The sequence below is a fragment of the Streptomyces sp. NPDC015345 genome (assembly GCF_043078805.1).
Classification (GTDB): Bacteria; Actinomycetota; Actinomycetes; order Streptomycetales; family Streptomycetaceae; genus Streptomyces.
The window spans coordinates 13408-35566 of the sequence record NZ_JBIBTX010000004.1 but is presented as its reverse complement, the minus strand read 5'-3'; the positions used below and the strand labels follow the sequence as shown (position 1 = coordinate 35566).

At 71.1% G+C, this 22159-nt stretch carries 19 protein-coding genes and 1 pseudogene; 10 read left to right on the top strand and 10 right to left on the bottom strand.

The annotated features are described in order from the left end of the window. Positions 1 to 36: 36 nt before the first annotated feature. The gene (locus ACF062_RS17380; RefSeq protein WP_392138983.1) at positions 37 to 1062 is read left to right on the top strand and encodes an HAD-IIA family hydrolase; all 1026 of its coding nucleotides are present in this window, start codon (positions 37 to 39) and stop codon (positions 1060 to 1062) included. Between the two features lie 37 nt (positions 1063 to 1099). Here ACF062_RS17380 and ACF062_RS17375 read toward each other — a convergent pair whose 3' ends face one another. After that, positions 1100 to 2041: a polysaccharide deacetylase gene (locus ACF062_RS17375; RefSeq protein WP_392138981.1), complete on the bottom strand. Its 942-nt coding sequence runs from the start codon at positions 2039 to 2041 to the stop codon at positions 1100 to 1102. Positions 2042 to 2283: 242 nt separating this feature from the next. Here ACF062_RS17375 and ACF062_RS17370 point away from each other — a divergent pair, with 242 nt between their 5' ends. Both ACF062_RS17370 and ACF062_RS17365 read left to right on the top strand, forming a co-directional pair. Beyond that, positions 2284 to 3504 carry a M20 family metallopeptidase gene (locus ACF062_RS17370; RefSeq protein WP_392138979.1) on the top strand — a complete coding sequence of 407 codons (1221 nt, stop codon included), beginning with the start codon at positions 2284 to 2286 and terminating at the stop codon, positions 3502 to 3504. Beyond that, positions 3501 to 4025 (top strand): GNAT family N-acetyltransferase, encoded by a 525-nt coding sequence (locus ACF062_RS17365; protein ID WP_392138978.1) that lies wholly within the window; start codon positions 3501 to 3503, stop codon positions 4023 to 4025. Before ACF062_RS17370 ends, ACF062_RS17365 begins: the two co-directional genes overlap by 4 nt. Positions 4026 to 4307: 282 nt before the next feature. Here the strand turns inward: ACF062_RS17365 and ACF062_RS17360 are convergent, their stop codons facing one another. Then, positions 4308 to 5366: an NHL repeat-containing protein gene (locus tag ACF062_RS17360; protein WP_392138976.1), complete on the bottom strand. Its 1059-nt coding sequence runs from the start codon at positions 5364 to 5366 to the stop codon at positions 4308 to 4310. Between the two features lie 322 nt (positions 5367 to 5688). Between ACF062_RS17360 and ACF062_RS17355 the strand changes: the two are divergent. The 7 genes and pseudogenes from ACF062_RS17355 to ACF062_RS17325 all read left to right on the top strand — a co-directional run. Beyond that, positions 5689 to 6954, top strand: a pseudogene (locus ACF062_RS17355) (MFS transporter); the annotation flags it as partial. Between the two features lie 625 nt (positions 6955 to 7579). Further along, positions 7580 to 8656: a pyridoxal-phosphate dependent enzyme gene (locus ACF062_RS17350; RefSeq protein ID WP_392138974.1), complete on the top strand. Its 1077-nt coding sequence runs from the start codon at positions 7580 to 7582 to the stop codon at positions 8654 to 8656. Then, on the top strand, positions 8653 to 9573 hold the full coding sequence (locus ACF062_RS17345; protein ID WP_392138972.1) for a diiron oxygenase: 921 nt from the start codon (positions 8653 to 8655) through the stop codon (positions 9571 to 9573). The genes ACF062_RS17350 and ACF062_RS17345 overlap by 4 nt, the downstream gene beginning before the upstream one ends. A gap of 39 nt (positions 9574 to 9612) precedes the next feature. Further along, positions 9613 to 10662, top strand: a complete 1050-nt coding sequence (locus tag ACF062_RS17340; RefSeq protein WP_392138970.1) for an ornithine cyclodeaminase — start codon at positions 9613 to 9615, stop codon at positions 10660 to 10662. Positions 10663 to 10695: 33 nt separating this feature from the next. Continuing rightward, the gene (locus ACF062_RS17335; protein ID WP_392138968.1) at positions 10696 to 11667 is read left to right on the top strand and encodes an ornithine carbamoyltransferase; all 972 of its coding nucleotides are present in this window, start codon (positions 10696 to 10698) and stop codon (positions 11665 to 11667) included. A gap of 59 nt (positions 11668 to 11726) precedes the next feature. After that, positions 11727 to 12689: a methyltransferase domain-containing protein gene (locus ACF062_RS17330; protein WP_392138967.1), complete on the top strand. Its 963-nt coding sequence runs from the start codon at positions 11727 to 11729 to the stop codon at positions 12687 to 12689. 69 nt (positions 12690 to 12758) lie between these two features. After that, positions 12759 to 13949 (top strand): hypothetical protein, encoded by a 1191-nt coding sequence (locus tag ACF062_RS17325; RefSeq protein WP_392138965.1) that lies wholly within the window; start codon positions 12759 to 12761, stop codon positions 13947 to 13949. Here ACF062_RS17325 and thpD read toward each other — a convergent pair. From thpD to ACF062_RS17285, 8 genes are all read right to left on the bottom strand, one after another. Then, positions 13909 to 14838, bottom strand: coding sequence for an ectoine hydroxylase (gene thpD, locus ACF062_RS17320; RefSeq protein WP_392138963.1), 930 nt, complete (start codon positions 14836 to 14838; stop codon positions 13909 to 13911). The two genes, ACF062_RS17325 and thpD, sit on opposite strands and share 41 nt — an antisense overlap. A gap of 68 nt (positions 14839 to 14906) precedes the next feature. After that, a complete protein-coding gene (locus tag ACF062_RS17315; RefSeq protein WP_392138961.1) occupies positions 14907 to 15821 on the bottom strand; it encodes an amino acid ABC transporter permease in 915 nt (304 codons plus the stop codon). 65 nt (positions 15822 to 15886) lie between these two features. Beyond that, positions 15887 to 16534: an amino acid ABC transporter permease gene (locus tag ACF062_RS17310; RefSeq protein WP_392138959.1), complete on the bottom strand. Its 648-nt coding sequence runs from the start codon at positions 16532 to 16534 to the stop codon at positions 15887 to 15889. A 75-nt stretch (positions 16535 to 16609) separates the two neighbouring features. Further along, positions 16610 to 17497, bottom strand: a complete 888-nt coding sequence (locus tag ACF062_RS17305; RefSeq protein WP_392138957.1) for a glutamate ABC transporter substrate-binding protein — start codon at positions 17495 to 17497, stop codon at positions 16610 to 16612. A gap of 520 nt (positions 17498 to 18017) precedes the next feature. Further along, positions 18018 to 18755, bottom strand: a complete 738-nt coding sequence (locus tag ACF062_RS17300; protein WP_392138955.1) for a YoaK family protein — start codon at positions 18753 to 18755, stop codon at positions 18018 to 18020. Next, positions 18736 to 19269 (bottom strand): DoxX family protein, encoded by a 534-nt coding sequence (locus ACF062_RS17295; protein ID WP_392138953.1) that lies wholly within the window; start codon positions 19267 to 19269, stop codon positions 18736 to 18738. Before ACF062_RS17295 ends, ACF062_RS17300 begins: the two co-directional genes overlap by 20 nt. Positions 19270 to 19334: 65 nt before the next feature. Beyond that, a complete protein-coding gene (locus ACF062_RS17290; RefSeq protein ID WP_392138952.1) occupies positions 19335 to 19997 on the bottom strand; it encodes a hydrolase in 663 nt (220 codons plus the stop codon). A gap of 98 nt (positions 19998 to 20095) precedes the next feature. Further along, the gene (locus ACF062_RS17285; protein WP_392140220.1) at positions 20096 to 21979 is read right to left on the bottom strand and encodes an amidohydrolase; all 1884 of its coding nucleotides are present in this window, start codon (positions 21977 to 21979) and stop codon (positions 20096 to 20098) included. Positions 21980 to 22159: the final 180 nt, after the last annotated feature.

The window sequence follows — 22159 nt, the reverse complement described above, 5'->3', positions numbered from 1 at the left end:
CTGCCGAGCGGTCTCCGACTGATCCAGGACGGTGCGATGACCGGGCACTTCGCCGTGGACGATGAACCAGGCCCCCTTCCACTCGCGCAGGCGTACGACACCGCGCTCCTCGACCTGGACGGTGTCGTCTACGTGGGGCCGCACGCGGTGGCGCACGCCGCTCCGTCCCTGACGCGCGCCGGAGCACTGGGCATGCGCCTGGCCTACGTCACGAACAACGCCTACCGCACACCTCGCGCGGTGGCCGGACACCTCCGTCGGCTCGGCCTGCCCGCGGCGGAGGACGACGTGGTGACCTCGGCCCAGGCCGCCGCCCGCCTGGCCGCCGAGCTGCGCCCGCCGGTCGTCCGGGTCCTGGCCATCGGGGGCGAAGGGCTGCTGGCCGCGTTACGGGCGTACGGCCTGGAGCCCGTCCGCTCGGCCGAGGAGGATCCCGGCTGCGTCGTCCAGGGCTTCGCGCCGACGGTGAGCTGGCGCGAACTGGCCGAGGCGGCGTACGCGGTGGGACGCGGGGTGCCGTGGATCGTCACCAACGCCGACCCGAGCGCGCCCACGCACCGGGGCACGGCGCCGGGCAACGGCGCTCTCGCCGGCGTGGTGCGGGCCGCCACCGGCGCCGTCCCCACGGTGGCGGGCAAGCCGTCCGCCGCCCTGCTGCGGGAGGGCGCGGCCCGGACCGGTGCCCGGCGGCCCCTCATGATCGGGGACCGGCTGGACACCGACGTGGAGGGTGCGCGCAGCGCCGGGTTCGACAGCCTCGTGGTCCTCACCGGTGCCACCACCGCGCACGACCTGCTCACCGCCCCGGAGCACCGCCGCCCGACACATCTGGCGGCGGACCTGCGCGGTTTGCTGGCTCCCGCGCGCCGCGTCGAGAAGTACCCCGGCGGTTACCGGTGCGGGGGCTGGGTGGGCAGTGTGCGGGACCGCGAGCTGGTGCTGACAGGGCGAGGAGATCCCGAGGACGCGTTGTGGGCAGCGTGCCGGGCGGCGTGGTCTGCGGCCGAATCGCCCTCGGTGGCAGCGGCGTTGGCGACACTGGGCCGGTGCGCGCGTTCGTGACGTCGACCGGCGTCCCGGCTGACGGCGCGCCGCCCGGTCACGCGGCGGGGCGGCCGTCGCCGAGCGCCGCCTCGTGACGTACGTGCCGGGCGACCTGCGCGTGCGTCGCGTACCAGATGTCGTCGCGCCCGCAGACGTGTTCCATCAGCTTCTCCAGGGCGACGATCCGTGACCGGTGGCCGATGACGTGCGGGTGCAGGGTGATCTCGAACAGGCCGCCTTCGGCGTAGGCGGCGTCGAACTCGTCCCGCCACAGCTCCAGTACGTGCCGCGGCATCGTGTAGGGGCGCACGGCGCTGTAGCGGTCCATGTTCAAGTAGACGGCGTCGTCCCGGATCCACTCGGGAGGTATCTCGACCAGTCCCGTCGGCTGCCCGTAGGAGAGGATCTCGTACGGGTCGTCGTCGGCCATCAGGGAGGAGTCGTACTCCAGGCCGAGTTCGAGGGTGATGTCCAGCGTGTGTTCGCTGAAGTCCCAGGAGGGGGTGCGGATGCCCACGGGCCGCTGTCCTGTGATCCGTTCGAGGGTCTCCGCGCACCGGAAGGCGAGTTCCCGTTCGTCCTGGCGGCCGAGCTCCATGTTGCGCTCGTGGATCCAGCCGTGGATGGCGACCTCATGGCCGTTCTCCACATAGCCCCGGGCCTCCTGCGGGCGCAGGAGCGCGCACACGGCCGGCATGAAGAACGTCGCGGGCAGGGCGTGCCGTTCGAGCAGCCGGAGAATGCGCGGCACTGCCACCCGGGCGCCGTACTCGCCCTGCGACAGCTTGCCCGGCATCACCTCGCCGTCCCGCAACGGGATCGTCTCGTGGTCGGGATCGAAGGAGAACGCCACGGCGGCTCGGGCGCCGTGCGGCCACCGGGCCGGTTTGAGGCCGCGCCCGGCGCGCACCCGCTCGACGTGCCGACGCCACTCCTCCTCCCGCCACTGCCAGGGTGCCCGTGGCGCCCTCTCGGCGTCCGCGTCCGACACGGTCATGGCCGTCCCTCACTTCTTCCGCGGGCGGGGGATGGGAGATGGGACTGAGCCCTGACGAGCATGCCAGTGTCGTGGGCCGCCGACAGGAGTGCGAACAGGACAACGCCTCCGGTCACCACAGTGACCGAAACGCGGCCTTTCGGGGAGCGGCCATCTGCCCGGCACCCGTGCGGCGTCCCTACTGTGGTCGCGTCGACCCCACACGCTTCGGCGGGCCGCGGCCCCCGGGGAGGAGAGTGCGGATGCGCAGCGGTGACGTGACCTTGGACGAGGCCCGGCGTGTCCTGCCCGACGCCGTGGCGCTGCGCCGCTCCCTGCACGCCCGGCCGGAGATCGGCCTGCACCTGCCGACGACCCAGCGACGCGTCCTGGAGGCGCTGGACGGCCTGGGCCTGAAGGTGCGCACCGGGCGGCGGCTGTCCTCGGTGACCGCGACGCTCGACGGCCGGCGGGAGGGCCCGGTGGTCCTGCTGCGCGCGGACATGGACGCGCTGCCCCTGTCGGAGGCCACCGGTCTCGCGTTCGCCTCGCGGGTTCCCGACGCCATGCACGCCTGTGGGCACGACGCCCATATGGCCATGCTGGTCGGCGCGGCCCGGCTGCTGGCCGAGCGGCGCGACGAGCTAGCCGGGCGTGTGGTGTTCATGTTCCAGCCCGGCGAGGAGGGCCACCACGGTGCCCGCCACATGATCGACGAGGGGCTGCTCTCCACGGATGGCCGCGCGGTGGACGCCGCGTTCGCCCTGCACGTCATGCCGGGGCTGCCGAGCGGCACGCTGTGGCTGCGCCCCGGCCCGCAGATGGCCGCCTCCGACAAGCTGCGCATCGTCGTCCGCGGCCGCGGCGGGCACGCGTCGTCGCCGCACACGGCGTGCGATCCCGTGCCGGTGGCCTGCGAGGTCGTCCTCGCCCTACAGACCTCGGTGACCAGGACCATCGACATCGCCGACCCGGCCGTCGTCACGGTGAGTTCCCTCGCCGCGGGTTCGCTGCCGGGCATCATCCCGGAGACGGTCGAGCTCGGGGGAACGCTGCGCACCCTGTCGCCGGAGACGCGCGTACACGTGCACGAGATGGTCGAGCGGATCGCCACGGGCATCGCCGTCACCCATGGGGCGACGGCAGAGGTGTCGATCCTTCCCGGGTATCCGGTGACCCGCAACGATCCGGCGTTCACCGAGTTCGTGCTGCGTACGGCGGCGCGGGTGCTCGGCCCCGAACAGGTCCAGGTGCTGTCCGCACCGGCGATGACCGCCGAGGACTTCTCCTACGTCCTGCGCGCGGTACCGGGCGCCCTCGCCTTTCTGGGCGCGTGTCCGCCGGGCCTCGATCCCGGGTCGGCCCCCGCTCTGCACTCCGACCGGGCGGACATCGACGAGGACGCCCTCGCTGCGGGGATCGCCTGTCATGCGGCGGTGGCCCTGCGCTGTTCGGGCGCCGGCAGCGAGGAGCGCGCGTCATGAACGACCTGCGGATCCGGCCCGCGCGCCCCGACGAAGTGGACCGCGTGGAAGAGCTGTGGGTGGAGGCGAGCCGCTGGCTCGCCTCGAAGGGGCTCGACCAGTGGCAGTACCCGCCCAGGCGCCGGCGCATGGCGGGGGCCGTCGAGGCCGGTGACTGCCATCTCGCCTTCCGGGGCGGCCGGTTGGTGGGGACGGTGACCGTCGAGGAGCACGGTGATCCCGAGTGGTGGGCGGACGACGACCCCGACGCGGCTCTGTACGTCCACGACCTGGTGGTGAGCCGGGCGGCCGCCGGACAGTCGGTGGGCGCGCGGTTGCTGGACTGGGCGGGCCGGGTGGCGGCGCGGCGGGAGAAGCCCTGGCTGCGGCTGGAGGCGTGGAAGACCAATGGCCTGCTGCACCGCTACTACCTGAGCCAGGGCTTCGAGTTGTTGCGCGTCGTCGACCTGCCGCACCGTCACTCCGGCGCCCTGTTCCAACGGCCCACAGGGATCGCGGTCGCTCCGGGATGCGAGGGATGACGGCACGCTCTTCCTACTGTCCCACTTGTTAACCCGTACTGATTCAACCGCGCGTTGACCGGGCGACGGGGGACAGACTGGAGACAGCAAGGCTTGTTCGCAGTAGCAATGCGCCGCTGGGTTTGGAGGGTTGCCTCCGGTCGGCGGGCGCGGTGCTTCGTACCAGAAGGAGCCGTCTCATGAGACATGCGCATCCCACCGGCCGTCCGGCGCCGGGACCGCCGTCTCCCCCACCGCGGTGACGTCCGAGCGGCGGCCCCGGCGGGCTCGCCGACCGTGGCGTCAGACGGACGCGGTGACTTTGCGGACCCGATGGCGATCGGTCTCGGCGATGATGAGGTCCCCGCCCGGCGTCAGACGCACCGCCCGCGGATGGCGCAGCAGCACCCCGGCGGCCGGGCCGCTCTCCCGCTCCTCACCGGGGGGTCCGCCGGCCACCGTCGTGATACTGCCGTCCGGGCGGACGACGCGGACGCACCCGTTGAGGGAATCGGCCACGTAGAGATTGCCCTCATGGTCCAGGTCGACGCCGCGCGGCTGGTGGAGGGGGCTGGCGGCGGCCGGGGCGACGCCGTCGTCGTATCCGGGGTCGCCGGTGCCCGCCACGGTCGTGACCAGCCCGTCGGGTGACACCACACGCACCCGGTGGGACCAGCAGTCGGCGATGTACAAGCGGCCCGCGGCGTCCGTGACGATGTCTATGGGGTGGTGCAGGTCGCTCTCGACGGCCGGCACGCCGTCCGGTCCGGACCCGGGTTCGCCGGTGCCCGCGACGGTGGTGATGCGGCCGTCGGCGTCGATGGCACGGACCCGGTGCCCCTTCCACTCGGCGACGTAGAGCGTGCCAGCGCCGTCCAGGGCCAGCCCTCTGGGTTCGTTGAACAGCGCTCGGGCGGCCGGGCCCCCGTCGCCGCCGTGGCCGGGCTCGCCGGTGCCCGCGACGGTGGTGATGGTGCCGTCCGGCGCGATCCGCCGCACCCGGTGGTTCCAGTAGTCGGCGACGTACAGATGTCCCGCGGCGTCACACACCAGGCCGCCCGGTTCGTTGAGTTCCGCTCGGGCGGCCGGCCCCCCGTCGCCGCCGTAGCCGGGCTCGCCGGTGCCCGCGACGGTGGTGATGGTGCCGTCCGGCGCGATCCGCCTCACCCGGTGCCCCTTCCACTCGGCGATGTAGAGGGCACCCGACGCGTCGGCCGCCAGGGCCCGCGGCTGGTTGAGCGCCGCCCGGGCGGCCGGCCCGCCGTCCCCTCGTGAGCCGGCCTCGCCGGTGCCGGCGATGGTGAGGATGCCGCGGCCCGCGATGTGCGCGGAGCCGGTGCCCGTACCCGTGCTGCCCGTCATAACCCGCCTCCTGGCGAAGGGTGGGAACACAAATGTCGCTGTGCGTTTCGAGCGGTATCGCGGATCGTCGACTCACCGTAGAGACCATTCGTGGACATCGGTAGGGAGCCTCCGAGCCGGGTCGGGCGTTTTCCGGCCACCGGTCGCGCGGCTCCCGCCGTCCGGATCCGAGTTCAGCCGAGGGGCCGGCGTGAGGACTGGTGACACCGCGCAGATTCCGCCCCGGGGGCCGTTGCTGTCACCACAGGAAAAATGACCGACGACCGCCCACATCCACTCGGCCCGGATTACCACTCGGTGGGGGCCACTCTCGGGAACTGGCATGAAAACGCTTCGCGCATACCGTAGCTTTCCGCTCGCGGTACGGCTGCTGCTCGTCAATCAATTCGGGGTGGATGTCGGCTTCTACCTCCTCATCCCCTTTCTGGTGACCTATCTCGGTCAGGATCTGGGGCTCTCTGCCGCGCTGGTCGGGCTGGTTCTGGGGGTGCGGAACCTCAGTCAGCAGGGGTTGTTCGTGCTCGGCGGTTCCGCGGCCGACCGGCTCGGTCCCCGCGGTGTGATCATCTTCGGCTGCCTGCTGCGCACCGTGGGGTTCGCGTTGTTCGCGGTGGGTTCGAGCCTGCCGCTCCTGCTCGCCGCCTCGGCGCTGAGCGGGCTGGCCGGGGCCCTGTTCTACCCGGCGGTGCGGACCTATCTGGCCCAGGAGGCCGGGCCCCGCAGGGCCGAGGCCTTCGCGCTGCTCAACGTCTTCGCGACCGGGGGATCGCTGCTGGGGCTGACCCTGGGCGGGGTCCTGCTCCTGGTCGACTTCCGCGTCTGCGCCCTCGTCGCCTCCGGCGTCTTCGCCGCCCTGACCCTGGCTCAGATGTACGCGCTACCCGCTCGGAAGGCCCCGCGCTGCGGGACCACGGTCCGCGGGGACTGGCGGGAGGTCCTGGGCAACCGGACCTTCATCGCCTTCGCCGTGGCCATGGCGGGCATGAGCACCTTGGAGAACCAGGTGTACCTGCTGCTGCCCGAGGGGGCGCGCCAGGTGACCGGACGCCAGGAGGCGGCGAGCGCGGTGCTGGTGATCGGGGCGCTGGCCAACATGGTCTGGCAACTGCGCGTCACGCGGGCGCTGGCTCGCCGCGGCAGCGGCCCGGTGTGGATCGCGCGCGGCATCGTCCTGACAGCGGTCGGCTTCGTTCCGCCTCTCCTCGTGTGCGGTTCCGGTACGCCGGACGACTGGGGCACGGCGGTCCGCAACGCCTGTCCGGTGGTCGTCGGAGCGCTGCTGGTCTACTTCGGCATCATGATCGTGCATCCCCTGGCGATGGAGCTGGTCCCGCTCTTCGGCCCGACGCGGCTGACCGGAACCCACTTCGGCATCTTCTACGTCTTCTCCGGCCTCGCCGCCGCCGGAGGCAACGCGCTCGTGGGGTGGACCCTGGACCTCGGTCGGCGCACGGGCCTGACCGCGCTGCCGTGGTTGTGCTGCCTGGTCGTCGGGCTGGTCTCGGCGCTGGCCGTCGCCTGGCTGAACCGCATGGGCGCGCTTCCCGCGGCGGGCACGGCGCCGACGTCGGCACCGCGATCGGCCAGGCACGGCGGCTCCGCCGCGACGGCGCTCCCCCGGCCACGCGGCTCACGGCGCCGCCCGCTCCCTTGCCCGGCGGCGGCGCGGGGACGGGCACCGATGGTGCGCCGGTACCGGATGTGCGCGCGTCGGCAGGTCCGGACGGTGCCGTATGTGTCGCGCCATCGCGGGACGCGCCAGGTCGTCCACTGCGGAGGGTGCTGTTGCGGCAGTTGCTGTTGCCGTCCGAGATCGCGGGGCGCGTCCTGGTGGCGGTCGATGCCCTGGCGGCTCGGCCTGCGTGCGGGGTGCGGGTGCTGCCGTGCGCTCGCGCCGGCGCACCGTCGTACGTAGGGGGCGTACCACGTCCTCACGCACAAACGTCGTGGCCCTCGCACCAAATACTCTGAATACTCTGGAGTTCACCGAAAAAACAGTGAGAACAGGAACCCCAAAGGCGCCCCATTGGCATATGCCGACAATGGTTGGCTGCCACATCAAGATGTGGCGCATTCCATTCCTTGCGGCACCCCAAACGGGGCCATAACCTGGGAAGCGCGACGGCGCTGCCCCTAATCCGGTCTTGGCGAGACAATGCCACGGAGGTGCCTTGGAGATTTTTCCGGGCCGGTTTCCTGACCACTCGGAACCGGTGAGCGCTTCCTGGTCCCCCAGTCCGGTCGTACCTTTGAGAATCGAATTCGACAATACACCCAGAACCCTCTGGCTGAAACTCGAATCGCATAATCCGTACGGCTCCATCAAGGGGCGCACTGCCTTCGCGCTCTGGCACGACGTCAGGGACCGCATAGATCCCCGTATCGGTCTGATCGAGTCGACGTCGGGAAATCTCGGCCTGGCACTGGCCGCCCTGAGCGCATCTGTGCAGGTGCCTTTCACCGCCGTCGTGGACCCCCGGGTCAGCCCGTCGGTGCGCAGCGCCCTGAGCACCATGGGGGCAAGGGTCGTCGTGGTCGAACAGCCGGACGGTGCCGGCGGGTTCCTGCTCAACCGCCTCGCCCACGTCGCACAGCGGGTACGCCGGGAGCCGGGGCTCGTGTGGCCGAACCAGTACACGAACCCGGCCAACCCCGCCGTGCACGCCCGGTGGACGGCGCCGGAGCTACGCGCGCAGCTGCCCGCAAGGCCGATGAGCGTGCTGGTGGCGGTGTCCACCGGGGGCACGCTGGCGGGCTTCCACAGTTACGTCCTCACGCATGAACCGGAGTGGGAACTGATCGGGGTGGATGTCGTCGGCTCGGTGGCCCTGGGCGACGTACATGGTGAACGTGTGCTTTCGGGAATCGGTGCGAGCCGGAGGTCGACGTTCCTGCCGCACGGTTACCGCCCGGCCGTCCACGTCGACCCGCCGTCGGCGGTCAGCGCCTGCCTGTGGCTGGAGGAAACGACCGGCATCGCGGTGGGCTCCAGTTCCGGTGCGCTCGTCGCGGCGGCGCTGCGGCTGTTCCGGGAGAGCCCCGAACGCACGGACATCGCGTGCCTGTGCCCCGACGGCGGAGACCGCTACGTCGACACCGTCTACTCACCGCGGTGGCGTGCCCAACGGGCCCTGGCGCAGGTCGACATCGCCGACGGATTCACCGTCTCGGCCCCCGTACCCCCCACCGGCGCGCCGTCCGAGCGCACCGTCGACACACCGGAGACGCCGAACACGACGCGCACGCCCGGCACGGAAGACCCATCCCTGGGTGAGGTGAGGCAGCGGTGAGCACGCAGGAGCGCGACTGGTACGAGCGCGCCGGGGTCCGCAGCGGCCCCCGGCGCCACCTGACGCGGGAGCTGGAGACCGGACGAGCCTTCTACCCCCCGGCCCTGGTGCCCTACCTCGACCACCCACGGGTGGTGGCGCTCGGCGAGGCGCGCCGGAGGGAACTCCTCGCCCGGCACCTCTTCCAGTACCTGGACTTCACGGCCCAGTTCGAGACGCGGGTGGTCAACCGCGCCACGGAACGCATCGCGGGAAACCGGTGCGGAGTCGAGACGGACGTCGCCGTCCGGCTGGACGCGTACCGCATCTACTGCGACGAGGGGTACCACTCCCTCTACAGCCTCGACGTCATCCAGCAGGTCGCCGCCGCGTCGGAAGTCGCCCCGCTGGCCTACGACTTCAGTCCGTTCCTGCAACGACTCGACGCGATCGGGGCGGAGGCCCTGCCGTACGAACCGGCCCTGGCCCAACTGCTGCAGGTCGTGGTCTTTGAAACGCTGATCACCGCGGTGCTCAACGACATCCCGAAGGATCCCGATGTGCTGACCGTGGTCCGGGACATCGTCAGGGACCACGCCAAGGACGAGGGCTGGCACCACGTGTTCTTCGCCCGGTTCTTCCGCGAGTTGTGGGCCCGGGAGTCCGCCGGGTCACGCGGCCGCATCGCGCGCTGCCTGCCCGGTCTGATCCGGTGCAGCCTGCTGCCCGACCTGCGGCCCGTCCGCGCGTCGCTGGCCGCCGCGGGGCTCGCGCCGTCGGCCGTCGAGGAGGTCGTGCACGACTCCTACCCGTCGGCCTCCGTCGACCAGGGCATCCGCAAGGCATCCCGGCACGCGGTGCGGCTCTTCCAGGAGGTCGGGGCCACGGCCGTGCCGGGCGGCGCCGAGGCGTTCGAAGCCGTCGGCCTGCTGCCGTGAACCGCACGGGCCGACGGCTTCGCAGACCGAGAGGTGACGATGTCGGAGCAACTCCTCTTTCTCGACAGGGAAGCGGTGCTCACCTGCCTCGCCCACGTGGACGTCTGCGCGGAGACCGCACGGGTGCTGCGCCGGCACGCCGAGGGCCGGGTGGCGCTGCCCCCCGAGGGCTACCTCCCCTGGACCAACGGCGAAGGCGCGTACTGCCGTTCCCTGGCCATGCTCGGCGCGGTGGAGGACGACGACGGTCCCCCGCTGCTGGGGATCAAGATCATCAACGCCGCGACCAGCAATCCGTCCCACGGCAGGGAGCGGGCCGCCGGCCTGGCCATGCTCTTCGATCCGGACACCGCCCGGCCGCGCGTGCTGGCCGAGGCCGGCTGGCTGAGCGCGACCCGGACGGCCGCGTACACGATGGTCAGCCTGCGGCATCTGGGCCCCGAGCAGTGGGACGCGGTGACCTTCATCGGCTGCGGCATGCTCGCCCGTGTCCATGTCGGACTGCTGGTCGCGACGTTCCCGCGTACGACGCGCGTCCATCTCCACGACACCGACCCACGGCGCGCCGAGGACCTGGCCGGCTGGATCCGCGAGCGGCACCCCCACCTCACCGTCCGGGTGGAGCCGGGTGCCCGGCAGGCGGTGGCCGCCGCGCCGGTGGTGGTGACGACGACCACAGCCGACCGCGGTTATCTGCCGGCCGCCTGGCTCACGCCCGGCACCTTCGTCGCGCATGTGTCTCTGGCCGACCTGCTGCCCGACGCGTTCCTCACCGCGCAGGCCGTGTTCGTGGACGACGTCGCCCTGGTGGCCGACAACCCGCGCAGAGTTCTGGGACGCATGATGCGGGAGGGGCAGATCACGGACAGCGTGCCGAAGAGCCGTGCGCACGGTCACGACCCCACCGGCCGGCCCCTTGACGGCACGCTCGGCCAGGTCCTCATCGGTGAGCGGCCCGCAGTCCGGCCCACCGGGTCCCACGTCATCAGCAACCCTTTCGGCATGGCCGTCCTCGATGTCGGACTGCTCGGGGCGGTGTACGAGGCCGCCGTCCGCCGGGGCCTCGGCCGGACCCTGACCCTGTACTGAACCCTGTACTGACCCTCCACTGAAAGGGACAGCATGGACAACGACGACTTCTCGCGGCCCGGGCCCGCTCCCGCCCGCGGTCTGTTCTCCCTGGCCGAGGTGGAGCCGGCCGTGATCAGGGAACTGGCCGCGCGCTCGGTGGAGTTGTACCGCGACCGGCACGCGCACGACCGGCCGTTGGAGGGCGGCGTCGTCGGCGTGCTGTTCACCAGGACCTCGACCCGTACGCGTACCGCCTTCACCGTCGGCGCCGTCCGGCTGGGCGCCGTTCCCGTCGCGTACGGCCCGCAGGACCTTCAGTTGAACACCGGTGAGTCGGTGGCCGACACGGGTCGCGTGCTGGGGCGCATGCTCGACCTCCTGGTGGCGCGTACCGTCGGCCCCCTGGCAGAGCTGCGTGAGCTGTCCCGCGAGGGCGGCCTGCCGGTGGTCAACGCGATGGCGACCGAGGAGCACCCCACGCAGGGGGTCACCGACCTCGCCACCCTGCACCTGGTGACAGGGGACCCGACCGGTGTGAGCGTGCTGTACATGGGCGAGGGCAACAACACGGCCGTGGCCCTCGCCCACGCGCTGGCGGCCGTGCCGGGGGCCCGGGTCACCTTCAGCACTCCGTCCGGCTACGGGCTGCCGGCGGAGGAGTTGGCGAAGGCGTCGCGTCGAGCCGCGGTCACGGGCGCCACTCTGGAAGAGGTGCACGATCCGGCGCACCTGCCCGATCACGTGGACGTCGTGTACACCACCCGTTGGCAGACGACGGGCACCGCGAAGCCCGACCCCGGCTGGCGTGAGGCGTTCCGTCCGTTCCATGTGGACGCGGCCCTGCTGGCCCGCTGGCCGCAGGCCCTGTTCATGCACGATCTGCCCGCCCATCGCGGGGACGAGGTCTCCGGCGAGGTCCTGGACGGGGCCCGGTCCGTGGCCTGGACACAGGCGGCCATGAAACTCACCGGTGCGATGGCCGTCCTGGAATGGGTGAGCGGACAGGGCACCGGGCCGAAGTGACGCGCTCCGCACCACATCGTCCACCGCCCCCGTCCCTCCACCCGGATCGAGGTCCTGCCATGAAACCGGCCCGCGTCACCGCCTACCGGCATCTGACACCGCGTGACCTGGACCCGCCCTCCTCCCCCCAGGTCTTCTTCGAACCGGCCGACACCGAGATCGGGGTATGGGTGGCGCAGGACCTGATCGACGCGGGCGGCCGTGCGGTCCTGGACCTCGGTTCCGGCAGCGGTGCCGCCGCGGCCGCCATGGCCCGCGCGGGAGCGGACCGGGTCCACGGCATCGATTCGGGCGGACACACCGTGGACTGGGCGCGCGAGCACTACGCCTCGTCCGACAACGGCGGCCGCGTCACCTTCTCCCGCGGCGACTTCACCGCGCTGTCCTCCGCCGAACTGCTGGCCACGGCTCCCGCCCCGCTGGGCCGCCCCCTGGTCGTCACCAGCAATCCGCCCTACGTCCCGCTGTCCCCCGAGGTCGATGCCCTGCGCCGCTCCGTCGGTGGGGGGACGGACGGCCTGAAGCTGATACCTCCGGTCATCGCGCACGGCCGTGCGCTGGGGGACGGCCTGGGGATCACCATCGGCAGCTACTCCAGTCCTCGCAAGGCCGTCGGGATGCTGGCAGCGGCCGGCTTCGCCGTGCACGCCGTCACGCTGTGCCCGCTGCCTTTCGGGGACTTCACCCGGGACCACCCCGATCAGGTGCTCCTCCTGGAGGAGCGGGACGAGGCCGTGATCTGGCGCTCGGGCCCTTGGTCCCCGGCCTACTTCATCGTCGGCCTCGCCTGTCGCAGGACGACGGCCGAGGACGGGATCCGGCCAGGTCACACGGGTGCAGGACGAAGCGCGGACCCGTACACGAGCCGACTGACCGGCGACGGACTGATGGAGCTGCTGCGTACGGCCGCACGCTCGCGTACGACACGGCTGGAGGCCCTTGACGAGTCGGCCGTGCCCCACTGGACCGGTCCCCTGCGCGTCGTGGACCTGCCGCAGTCCGCCGTCCGCCGGCACTGGTGACCTGCGCCCGCCTCCGCCCGCCCTCGGTGCCGGAGGGTGTCACGCCCCGCCCAGCAGAGAGGACGTCCCATGGAGCCCGCCGAGCCCGCCGACATCACAGACAGCACCCGCCTCACCAGCGCCCACCCCACCAGTACCTCCTCCGACACCGCTCGGACCGCGCCCGTCTCGCCCGTCAGCGTGACCACCGGCGCCGTCGAACACAGCGTCGACTTCATCCGCCCGCGGCTGCTGGCGACCGGACACCACCGCGTGTCCTTCTACGCCGGTGTCCAGATCAACGGCGCCCCGCACCTGGGCACCAGCGTCATGCAGGCCTCCGCGTTCCTCCTCGCCCAGGCGGCGCGGGAGCGGTTCGGTGTCGAGGTGACGCTGCGCTTCGGCGCACTGGACAACGCCGCCTGCGAGACGCGCCGATGCCCGCGCACGGGAACGCGGTACGAGCGCTCCTTCCGCCACGCCTTGGGCGGCGCGCGCATAGCGGAGCTGACCCGCACGTACTACGGAGGCTTCTTCGACGCGCTGTCCTCGGCCACGGGCGTCGCCTACGAGGTCGAGACGTACACGAGGCAGCAGAGCCGACGCGACTTCCGGCAGGAGTTCCTCGACTCACTGGTCCGTATGGACACCCTGCGGTGGGTGCTCGCACCGTCGCACGGCTCGGTGCCGCTGAGCCCTCCGTGCCCGCGGTGCGGCTGGGCGCAGAAGGGGGGCGAGCACACCGAACTGCTGGCAGCGGGGCCGGAGCACGCGGAGCTCGCGGCGGTCTGCCTCGACCACGGCCGCTATGTGGTGGAGGTGCGGGCGGACGGGTCGGACGACGGGGCGTACATCAGTTCGGGCACGCTCCACCGCAACCTCCTCAAGGAGCGGGTGGCCGCGCGGGAGGACGCGCTCGCCGTGGTGGTCAAGGGGGCCGACTGGGCGGCGGGTTGCCGACTGCTCGACGAGGCGTTCCTGTGCCGGCCGGGGGCGGTGCTCCCGGCGCGCCTGTTCACGCCGGTGGTGCTGTCGACGTCCGGGGCCAAGCTGTCCAAGTCGCTCATCCGGGCGGGGCTGGCGGAGGCGACGGCGGACAGCGAGCCCTGGATGCTGGACGCTGGCGCCTGGCCGGGAACGGCCGAGGAGCACGCGCGGCTGGTGCTGGCCCTGGTCTCTTTGATGCTGTCCGAGCCGCGGCACTTCGAGCGCGGCTACACCACGCTCGAAGTGTCGCGGCTCATCGACGCGGCCGGTCTGCGGACCGGGGCACCGGTGTGAAGTCCCGGTCGGCGAGGTAGCGCGGTCGTGCTTCCGAAGCCGCGTAGGGCGTGGTCAGCGGGTTGTCGACGCTGTTGTACACGACGAAGAGGTTCGTCCTGGGGAACGGTGAAACGTTTCCCCCGGAGGCGTGCAGACAGTTGCAGTCGAACATGACGGCGGAACCGGCCGGTCCGGTGAACTGCCGGATGCCGTGCCGCAGGGCCAGTGCCGTCACGGCGGTGCGGTCGGCCGGTCCCGCCGGCAGGTTCTTCCCCAGCAGTGACAGCTTGTGATAGCCGGGAGGGGTGCGCCCGACCGAGGGCACGAAGGTCCGCTGGGAACCAGGAATGATCATGAGCGGGCCGTTGTACGGCAGGTTGTCGGTGAGGGCGACGGAGAAGCTCAGCGCACGGGGTGCGGGCATGCCGTCCTCTGAGTGCCAGGTCTCGAAGTCGGAGTGCCAGCCGAACTTCGATCCGTCGAAGGCCGCCTTGTAGTTGACTCTGCTCTGGTGGATGTAGACGTCCGATCCGAGGACCTGCCGGGCGCGGTCGGCGAGGCGGCCGGACTGGACCACGCGCCTGAAGACGTCGCTGAGCCGGTGCACCTCGAAGACGGACCGGATCTCGTCGGAGTCCGGTTCCACCACCACCCGCCCGGAGGACCGCAGCACGCTGTCGGCGGCCATACGCTGAATCTCCTCATGGCACTCGCGCGCTTCGGCGGGGTCGATGAGCGCGCCGAAGGCGAGGAAACCATCCCCGTCATAGGCGGCCACCTCATCGGTGGACAGCGGGCCCGGTGAAGCGTCGTCCCACACCACCGGATGGTGCCGCGCGAAGGGCACCGATTCAGCCTCGACGCGAGTGGGGTAAAGGTCGTCCACACATTCCACAGGTTCGGCCATGCCGATTCTCTCCGTCTACGGGGTGAATGTGTCACGGCCGCGATGAAGCGGCGAAGTTGGATACGCCTTTACTTCCCTCGGCCTTCTTCGAGGAAACTTTCGCGGGACCGCACCCGCCGATCCCGCACCATTCCGGTCATGGTCATCAGATAGCGCTGCCGATGACCGGAAGGAATGGTGTATGAATTGCGTGACGCGAGACGGCGGGCGGCATAGGAAAGCAAGGTGCACGTGACGATGTACAAGGAACCGACCACGCACAGGACGGGGAGGTAGGGGTAGCCGTAAGGAGTCGCCGTGTTCTGCGCCAGGAGTTTTCCCGCATAGAGGAGCTCTTCGTACATGATGAAGAAGCCGAGCGAAGTGTCCTTCAAGGTCACTACCATTTGGCTGATTATGCTCGGCAACATGGTCCGTACCGCCTGGGGCATGGCCACCACGGTCATCACCTGCGTCTTGCGCATCCCCAATGCGTATCCCGCCTCGAACTGCCCCCGCGGCACTGCGCCGACGCCGGCGCGCAGGATCTCCGCCTGGGCCGCGCCGTTGTACAGGGCGATCCCGATGACCAGGGCCCACAGCGTGGGGCTCGCGAAGTTCGCCGCCAGCCATTCGCCCGGACTCGCGAGGGCGTTCCGCAGAAGGTCGGCGACCGCGGTGACGCAGGTGCGCAGCAGGTCGGTGGCGTACAGGGCGAAGACTGTGATGATCACCGGTACCGCGCGGAAGAACTCCACCAGCGCCCCGGCCGGCCCGCGCAGGACGCGGTGCGCCGAGAGCCGTCCCGCCGCGAACAAGAAGCCGAGGAGCATGGAGAGCACCACGGCGAGAACGAACGCCTTCACGGTGTCCACCACGCCGGTGAGGATGCGCAGTTGGACCCCGCGGTAGGTGAAGGCCTCCCACATCCGCGCGTCGAACTGCCCGGCGTCCGCCAAGCGGAGGAGGATCCAGCCGAGCACGCCACCGGTGACCGCCGCCACCAGCGCCGTGTACCAGCTGTGACGGCGGCGGGCACGCGGGCCCGGGGCCTCGAACAGGGCGGTCCTCATCGCGGCACCGCCAGTCGGCGCTCAAGGAACCGGAAGCCGGTGCTGACCACCGTGATGAGCACCAGATAGGCGGCGGTCACCCACAGGAAGACGACCGCCACCGCGTAGCCTCGCTCCACCAGGGTCTTCTCGGTGGTGAACAGCTCGTAGACGCTGAAGCCGCCGGCGAGCGCGGAGTTCTTGACCAGGGTGATCACGACGGTGCCCAGTGGAGGGATCGCCGCCCGGCCGGACTGCGGAAAGACGATCAGCACCGCCGCCTGCAGCGTGGACATGCCGAGGCTGCGGGCGGCCTCCGCCTGGCCGATCTCCACCGTGTTGACGCCCGAGCGCAGCGCCTCGCAGACGAACGCCGACGCGTAGCCCCCCATCACCAGGACGGCCAGCGTGAAGTAGCTCACCCCGGTGAGCCCCAGCATGGGCAGCCCGAGCGTCACGGCGAAGAAGAGGACGGTGAGCGGGGTGTTGCAGAGCACCGTCACCACCGTCGCACCGATCCCGCGGCACAGGGGCACCGGACTGATGCGGAAGGAGACGAGCACGATCCCGAGGGCGAACGCGAGAAGCGTGCTCAGGCACATCAGCCGGACCGTGCCCATGAAGCCCTGCCAGAAGAGGCCGGCGTTGTCGGTCAATACCTCCATGGGCGCCTCCAGGCTGAAGGGGCCGCGGCGGTGAGCGGCCCGACAGGTATGCCGTCGACGGACGACCCTCGTGGTTCAGTAACGCTGCAACGGCGGCGGCGTCGGCGCGGGGACGCCGGAGCGGCCGAGCGTGGCCCGGTAGGCCCGCAGCCAGTTCCCGTTGCGGACGTGGTGATCCAGTGCGTCATTGACGGCGTCGCGGAGGACGGCGTCCTGCCGGGCCAGGCCCACCCCGTAGAACTCCTCGGAGAAGGGCCGGCCGACCACCCGCAGGCGGCCCTCGTTCTGCGCCGCGTAACCCTTCAGGATCGTGTCGTCGGCGGTGACGGCGTCGACCACATGCGTGATCAGGTCCTGTACGCAGTGCGCATAGCTGTCGTGGGACACCACGGTCACTCCGAATTCCGGCCGGCTTATCCGCTGGAACGGAGTGGATCCGGTCACCGTGCAGACTTTCTTGCCGCGCAGATCCCGAGGACCGCCTATGCTCCGGTTCGCCTTGTCGACCAGCAGATCCTGACCTCCCAGATAATAAGGACCGGCAAAGGAGACCTGCTTCTTGCGCTCGTCGTTGATCGTGTAGGCGCCGACGTACAGGTCGACATCTCCCTTGGCTATGGAGATCTCCCTCACCTGAGGGGCGACCGTCTTCCACTCGATGTCGCCGGGAGAGAATCCGAGATACGCCGCGACCATTTTCGCGATCTCCACGTCGAATCCCGAACGCTGTCCCGTCACCGGGTCCTCGAATCCCATGAACGGGTGGTCGGACTTCACGCCTATGGTGACGGTCTTCTTGGCGATGACATGGGAAGGGCCAGGCCCGACGGGGTATTCGATGCTGGGGGAATTACGGGTCAGCGCTCCGACACTTCCCGGAACACTTCCTTCTCTGCCGCACCCAGCCAGAACAAGAGGCAACAGCAGCACCAGGGGCACCAGGCGACGAATCCGTGCGCGCACCTTTCCTCCTCCGGAGTCAATGGCCGCGTCTGAATGAGGGCCCGAAAGGGCGTGCGTCGGAAATGGGAGTGGTGTCCCGCCCAGTTTAGCGACATGCCCGTGCGGCGCTACCGGACGTTTTCGGCAACGGCCGGTTCTCGGGGGCGGCCGGAGGTACCGGCTCCAGCCGCCCCGCGGTCCCTGGAGGTCAGGCGACTTTGCGCCAGATGTCTCCCCTCTCCAGGACATAGGTCCCGGTGTGCCGACGCTGATCGGGACCGGTCCGCGGCTTGACGCTCCGGTCACCGCCGTAGTCGTCCGGCTGCTTCGCGGTGGTCGCCGCCTGGCACGGTGGTGCGGCGAAGTGCCTTTCTGCACCGAGCAGTTGCAGGGCACTCGGTCAGTCTCTCGGTACGTGCCCCGCGGCGGATCCGCTGGGGCCGGGCGGTCCCAACAGGACATCGCACAAGCCCGCCGTGCCCGGATCAGGGTGCGCGTGCGCTGCGGCAGCGTACGCCGGACCGTCATCGCACGCCCCCGTTCAGCTCAGCGGTCTGATCCACTCCGCGTCGCGCGCCGACAGACGCCACGTCAGCGCGGCCGCCACGACGAGCAGTGTCAGCGCGAGTCCCAGGGTGGCGGTCAGGTCGGCGTGTGCCAGGAGCAGGGCGCCGATGAGTGCGCCGAGGAACATCACCACGACGGACAGCATCCGGCGGCCGGGCCGGGGAGCCGCCCCGCCCGCCGGGGTGGAGTCCGCGGCAAGACCCGTCAGGGTCAGGGTCAGCACCGTGGTGGTCAGGTCGGGGACGCCGAGCCGCCGGGCGACGGCGTTCTGGAGACCCATGGCCAGACCGAGCAGCACGATCAGGGGGTACCGGACCGGGGCGGCAGCCTCGCCGTGCGCGACCGCTGCCGTGACCACGGCCGCCGCGACGAGCACCGCCTGGAGCCCGGCGGCCACGGCCAGCAGCCGTCCCCGGTGCGCGGCGAACCGCACGCCGAGCCGGCCGCCGGCCAGGGCGCCTGCGAGGAACGCGGCCATCGACACGACGGACGCGAGGGCGGACAGCCCCTCCGCGCCCGCCAGGGCGAAGCCGAGGAAGACCACGTTCCCGGTCATGTTGGCGACGAAGACGTGCCCGAGGGCGAGGTAGCTCACGGCGTCGACCACGCCGGTCACCAGCGTCAGCGTCAGCAGGAGCGGTGGCAGCGGCCCGTGCCGGTCGCCCTTCGGCGGCACGAGGGTGCGGGCGGCGTCAGCCAGCAGCTCGCGCATGCGGGCCACTCCCCTCGGCGGGGTCGGCGGCGGGCCGGCGGTGCAGCACCGCACGGGTGAGCAGCCCGCTGACGGGGCCGACGACGACGGCGGCGACGGAGATCCACAGGGGCCACGGGGTCAGGCCGAGGGCGTGGTCGACGGACCAGCGCCCCGGCCCGGTGACCGCGAGGACGGCGGAGACCACCACGAGGACCAGCGGGTACTCATACCCGTCGTTCTGCACCCAGAGCCCCTTGCGCCACTTGACGGAGCTCGCGACCGTCATCACCCCCATCGCGGCCATGGCGGCCGCGGGGGTGAGCAGACCGGCCGACAGGAACAGGCCCGCACCGATCTGGCTGCCGCCCGCGGCGAGCGCCGTCAGCCGGCCGCCACGGAAGCCGTCGTGCCGGAACTCCTCCGTCCCGCCCGCCAGTCCGTTGCCGCCGAGCCGGAAACTGACCTTCTGCACCCCGTGCCCGGCGATGAGGAGCCCCACCACCAGCCGGAGTACCAGCAGTCCCGTGTCCATCCGTGTGTTCCCGTCTATTTCTGATGTTCCGTCAATTCACCGTCGCCGCATGCCTGATGTGGCGGTCAGCCCGCCGCGTGCTCGCCCATGACGGCCTGCGCGTACACCAGGCCGAGACCGTAGGCGCCGCCGTGCTCCTTCACGACCTCGGTGACGGGTACGTACGTCTCGGTGCGCGCCCAGTCGCGCTGGAGCTCCAGGAGTACCTGCACCCAGGTGACCGGGATCGCGCCGCCCTGGACCATGCGCTGGATGGCGTGCTCGTGCGCCTGCGGGCTGACGCCCCCGGACGCGTCCGTGACGACGTAGACCTCGTAGCCCTGGGCGATGGCGGAGAGGGCGGGCAGGACGACGCAGACCTCGGTCCACAGACCGGCGATGACGAGCTTCTTGCGGCCTGTCGCCTTCACCGCCTCGACGAAGGGCACGTCCTCCCAGGCGTTCATCGAGGTGCGGTCGATGATCTTCTGGTCGGGGAAGACCGCCGAGAGCTGCGGCATGATCGGGCCCGAGAAGGACTCGGCGGCCACGGTGCTCAGCACGACCGGTACGTCGAACACCTTGGCGGCCTTCGCCAGGCCGGTGGCGGCGTTGATGATCGCGGTGCGGTCGCCGCTGCCGGTGCCGAAGAACATCTGCGGCTGGTGGTCCACGAACAGCACGGCGCAGTTGTCGGGGGTCAGCAGGTCGGGGCCGGGAGCAGCGGTGACCTGGGAGAAGTCAGTCATGACAGTGCCTTTCAAGGGTGATGGCGCGCGTGGACGGGCGTCCACGCGCAGGAAAGGAAGCAGCAGAGAAATCAGGGAGAGCAGAGGGGGCAGCGGGGTCAGAGGGAGAAGCAGGGGTCGAAGGACGGGCGTGCGTCCTCGGGCGTGAGGCCCCGCCGTGCCCGCCACTGGCGGTGCTGCTCGGACTCCGCGACGGCCTGGTCGAGCAACTCGGCCTGGCGGGCGCCGGACAGGCCCGTGCGGGGAGTGGCCTGGTAGCCGCCGAAGTGGGCGACCGGGCTCCAGCCGGGGCTGACCGGGGGCAGTTCCTCGTCGAGGCCCTCGTACTCCCCGGCGGCGTAGACGACGCGGCCGCCGACGACCGTAAGGAGGGATTCGATGTGGGCGATCTCCGGCTCGGGCACCGCGAAGTAGTCCTCCGACAGGATCGCGAGGTCGCCGAGGTGGCCCGGACGCAGGATGCCCTTCCGGTCCTCCTCGCCGGTCAGCGCGGCTCCCGCCGAGGTGAACATCGCGAGCGCGGTCTCCCGGTCGACGCGGCCGAGCGGCGGCCGCAGGACCAGGTCGCCCACGGAGCGGCCGGTGACCAGCCAGTGCAGGGCGACCCAGGGGTTGTAGGTGGAGACGCGGGTGGCGTCCGTGCCGCCGCCGACGGTCAGGCCGCGCTCCAGCATGGCGCGGATCGGCGGGGCGTCCGCTGCGGCGCCGATGCCGTAGCGGCGTACGAACGCCTCTCCCTGGAAGGAGAGCCGGTTCTGCACCGACATGGCCCCGCCGAGGGCGGCGACGCGGTCGAGGCTGTCCGCCGAGACGGTCTCCGCGTGGTCGAACAGCCAGCGGTTCCCGGCCGGGAAGAGCCCTTCGGCGGCGAGCTTCTCGAACACCTTGAGATCCCGGCGGATGGTTTCGTCATAGGTGGCGTGCAGCCGGAATCCCCAGCCGTTCTCCATGAGGAGACGGACGGCTCTCTCGAATTCGGCCTCGTAGTCGGAGGTGAGTTCGGGGCGTGGCTGCGCGAAGTTCTCGAAGTCGGCTGCCGCCCATGTGAGATTCTCGCCCGCGCCGTTGAGGCGAAGCCATTCGTCGCCGTCCTCGGGGCTCGTCATGCCTATCCAGCGGGCGAGGTCGTCGACTTCTTGTCCCGCGGTCTGCGGGAAGAGATGGTAGGCGATGCGCAGTGACAGCTGTCCGCTCGCGGCGAGTTCGGCGACGGTGCTGTAGTTGTCGGGGAAGTTCTGGAATCCGCCCGCCGCGTCGATCGCCGAGGTGAGCCCGAACCTGTTCAGCTCCCGCAGGAAATGCCGCGTCGAGGTCTTCTTGTCCTCCCCGTCGAGCACCGGGGCCTTGGCCAGGGTCGAGTACAGGACCAGCGCGCTGGGGGCGGCCAGCAGCATGCCCGTGGGCGCGCCGTCGCGGCCCCGCACGATCTGGCCGCCCTTGGGGTCGGGGGTGTCCTTGGTGTAGCCGGCGGCCTTGAGCGCCGCCCTGTTGAGCACCGCCGACTGGTACAGGTGCAGCACGAACACGGGGGTGTCCGGGGCCGCCGCGTTCAGTTCGGCGACGGTCGGCAGCCGGCGTTCGGCGAACTGCTCGGCGGACCAGCCGCCCACCACGCGCACCCACTGGCCCTTCGGCGTACGGGCCGCCTGCTCCCGCAGCATCGCCAGGCCCTGGCGCAGCGTGGGGACGCCGTCCCAGCGCAGCTCGAGTACGTAGTTGAGACCACCCCTGATGACGTGCAGGTGGGAGTCGTTGAGACCGGGGACCACCCGGCGGCCGAGCGCGTCGACCACCTTCGTGGCGGGGCCGACGTGGGCGGCCATGTCCCTGTCGTCGCCGACGGCCGCGATGACGCCGTCACGGATGGCTATCGCCTGGCCGTGGGGGCGTCTCGGATCGCCCGTGTGGATCTTCGCGTTGCGGACGACGACGTCCGCGGCGTTCTGGGCGGCGGTGCTGGGCACCAGCCCACCGACCGGCATCGTGGACACCTGGGGACAACCTCCTGCGGCATGAGCGGAATTGTTCTTTCCCAGCGCTTTCCGGCTCTCCCGGGTCTTCGGGCTCTCCGGTTCCCCGACTCTCGTCTGCGCTTCGCCATCACGTTATGCCGGTGTTCGCGGCCCAAGTGGCCGCCCAGTGCACTGCGTGCGTTCCGACAG

Coding starts and splice junctions, on each gene's coding strand:
- ACF062_RS17380 (WP_392138983.1), top strand. CDS start 37: ATGACCGGGCACTTCGCCGTGGACGATGAACCAGGCCCCCTTCCACTC.
- ACF062_RS17375 (WP_392138981.1), bottom strand. CDS start 2,041: ATGACCGTGTCGGACGCGGACGCCGAGAGGGCGCCACGGGCACCCTGG.
- ACF062_RS17370 (WP_392138979.1), top strand. CDS start 2,284: ATGCGCAGCGGTGACGTGACCTTGGACGAGGCCCGGCGTGTCCTGCCC.
- ACF062_RS17365 (WP_392138978.1), top strand. CDS start 3,501: ATGAACGACCTGCGGATCCGGCCCGCGCGCCCCGACGAAGTGGACCGC.
- ACF062_RS17360 (WP_392138976.1), bottom strand. CDS start 5,366: ATGACGGGCAGCACGGGTACGGGCACCGGCTCCGCGCACATCGCGGGC.
- ACF062_RS17340 (WP_392138970.1), top strand. CDS start 9,613: ATGTCGGAGCAACTCCTCTTTCTCGACAGGGAAGCGGTGCTCACCTGC.
- ACF062_RS17335 (WP_392138968.1), top strand. CDS start 10,696: ATGGACAACGACGACTTCTCGCGGCCCGGGCCCGCTCCCGCCCGCGGT.
- ACF062_RS17330 (WP_392138967.1), top strand. CDS start 11,727: ATGAAACCGGCCCGCGTCACCGCCTACCGGCATCTGACACCGCGTGAC.
- ACF062_RS17325 (WP_392138965.1), top strand. CDS start 12,759: ATGGAGCCCGCCGAGCCCGCCGACATCACAGACAGCACCCGCCTCACC.
- thpD (WP_392138963.1), bottom strand. CDS start 14,838: ATGGCCGAACCTGTGGAATGTGTGGACGACCTTTACCCCACTCGCGTC.
- ACF062_RS17310 (WP_392138959.1), bottom strand. CDS start 16,534: ATGGAGGTATTGACCGACAACGCCGGCCTCTTCTGGCAGGGCTTCATG.
- ACF062_RS17300 (WP_392138955.1), bottom strand. CDS start 18,755: ATGCGCGAGCTGCTGGCTGACGCCGCCCGCACCCTCGTGCCGCCGAAG.
- ACF062_RS17295 (WP_392138953.1), bottom strand. CDS start 19,269: ATGGACACGGGACTGCTGGTACTCCGGCTGGTGGTGGGGCTCCTCATC.
- ACF062_RS17290 (WP_392138952.1), bottom strand. CDS start 19,997: ATGACTGACTTCTCCCAGGTCACCGCTGCTCCCGGCCCCGACCTGCTG.
- ACF062_RS17285 (WP_392140220.1), bottom strand. CDS start 21,979: ATGCCGGTCGGTGGGCTGGTGCCCAGCACCGCCGCCCAGAACGCCGCG.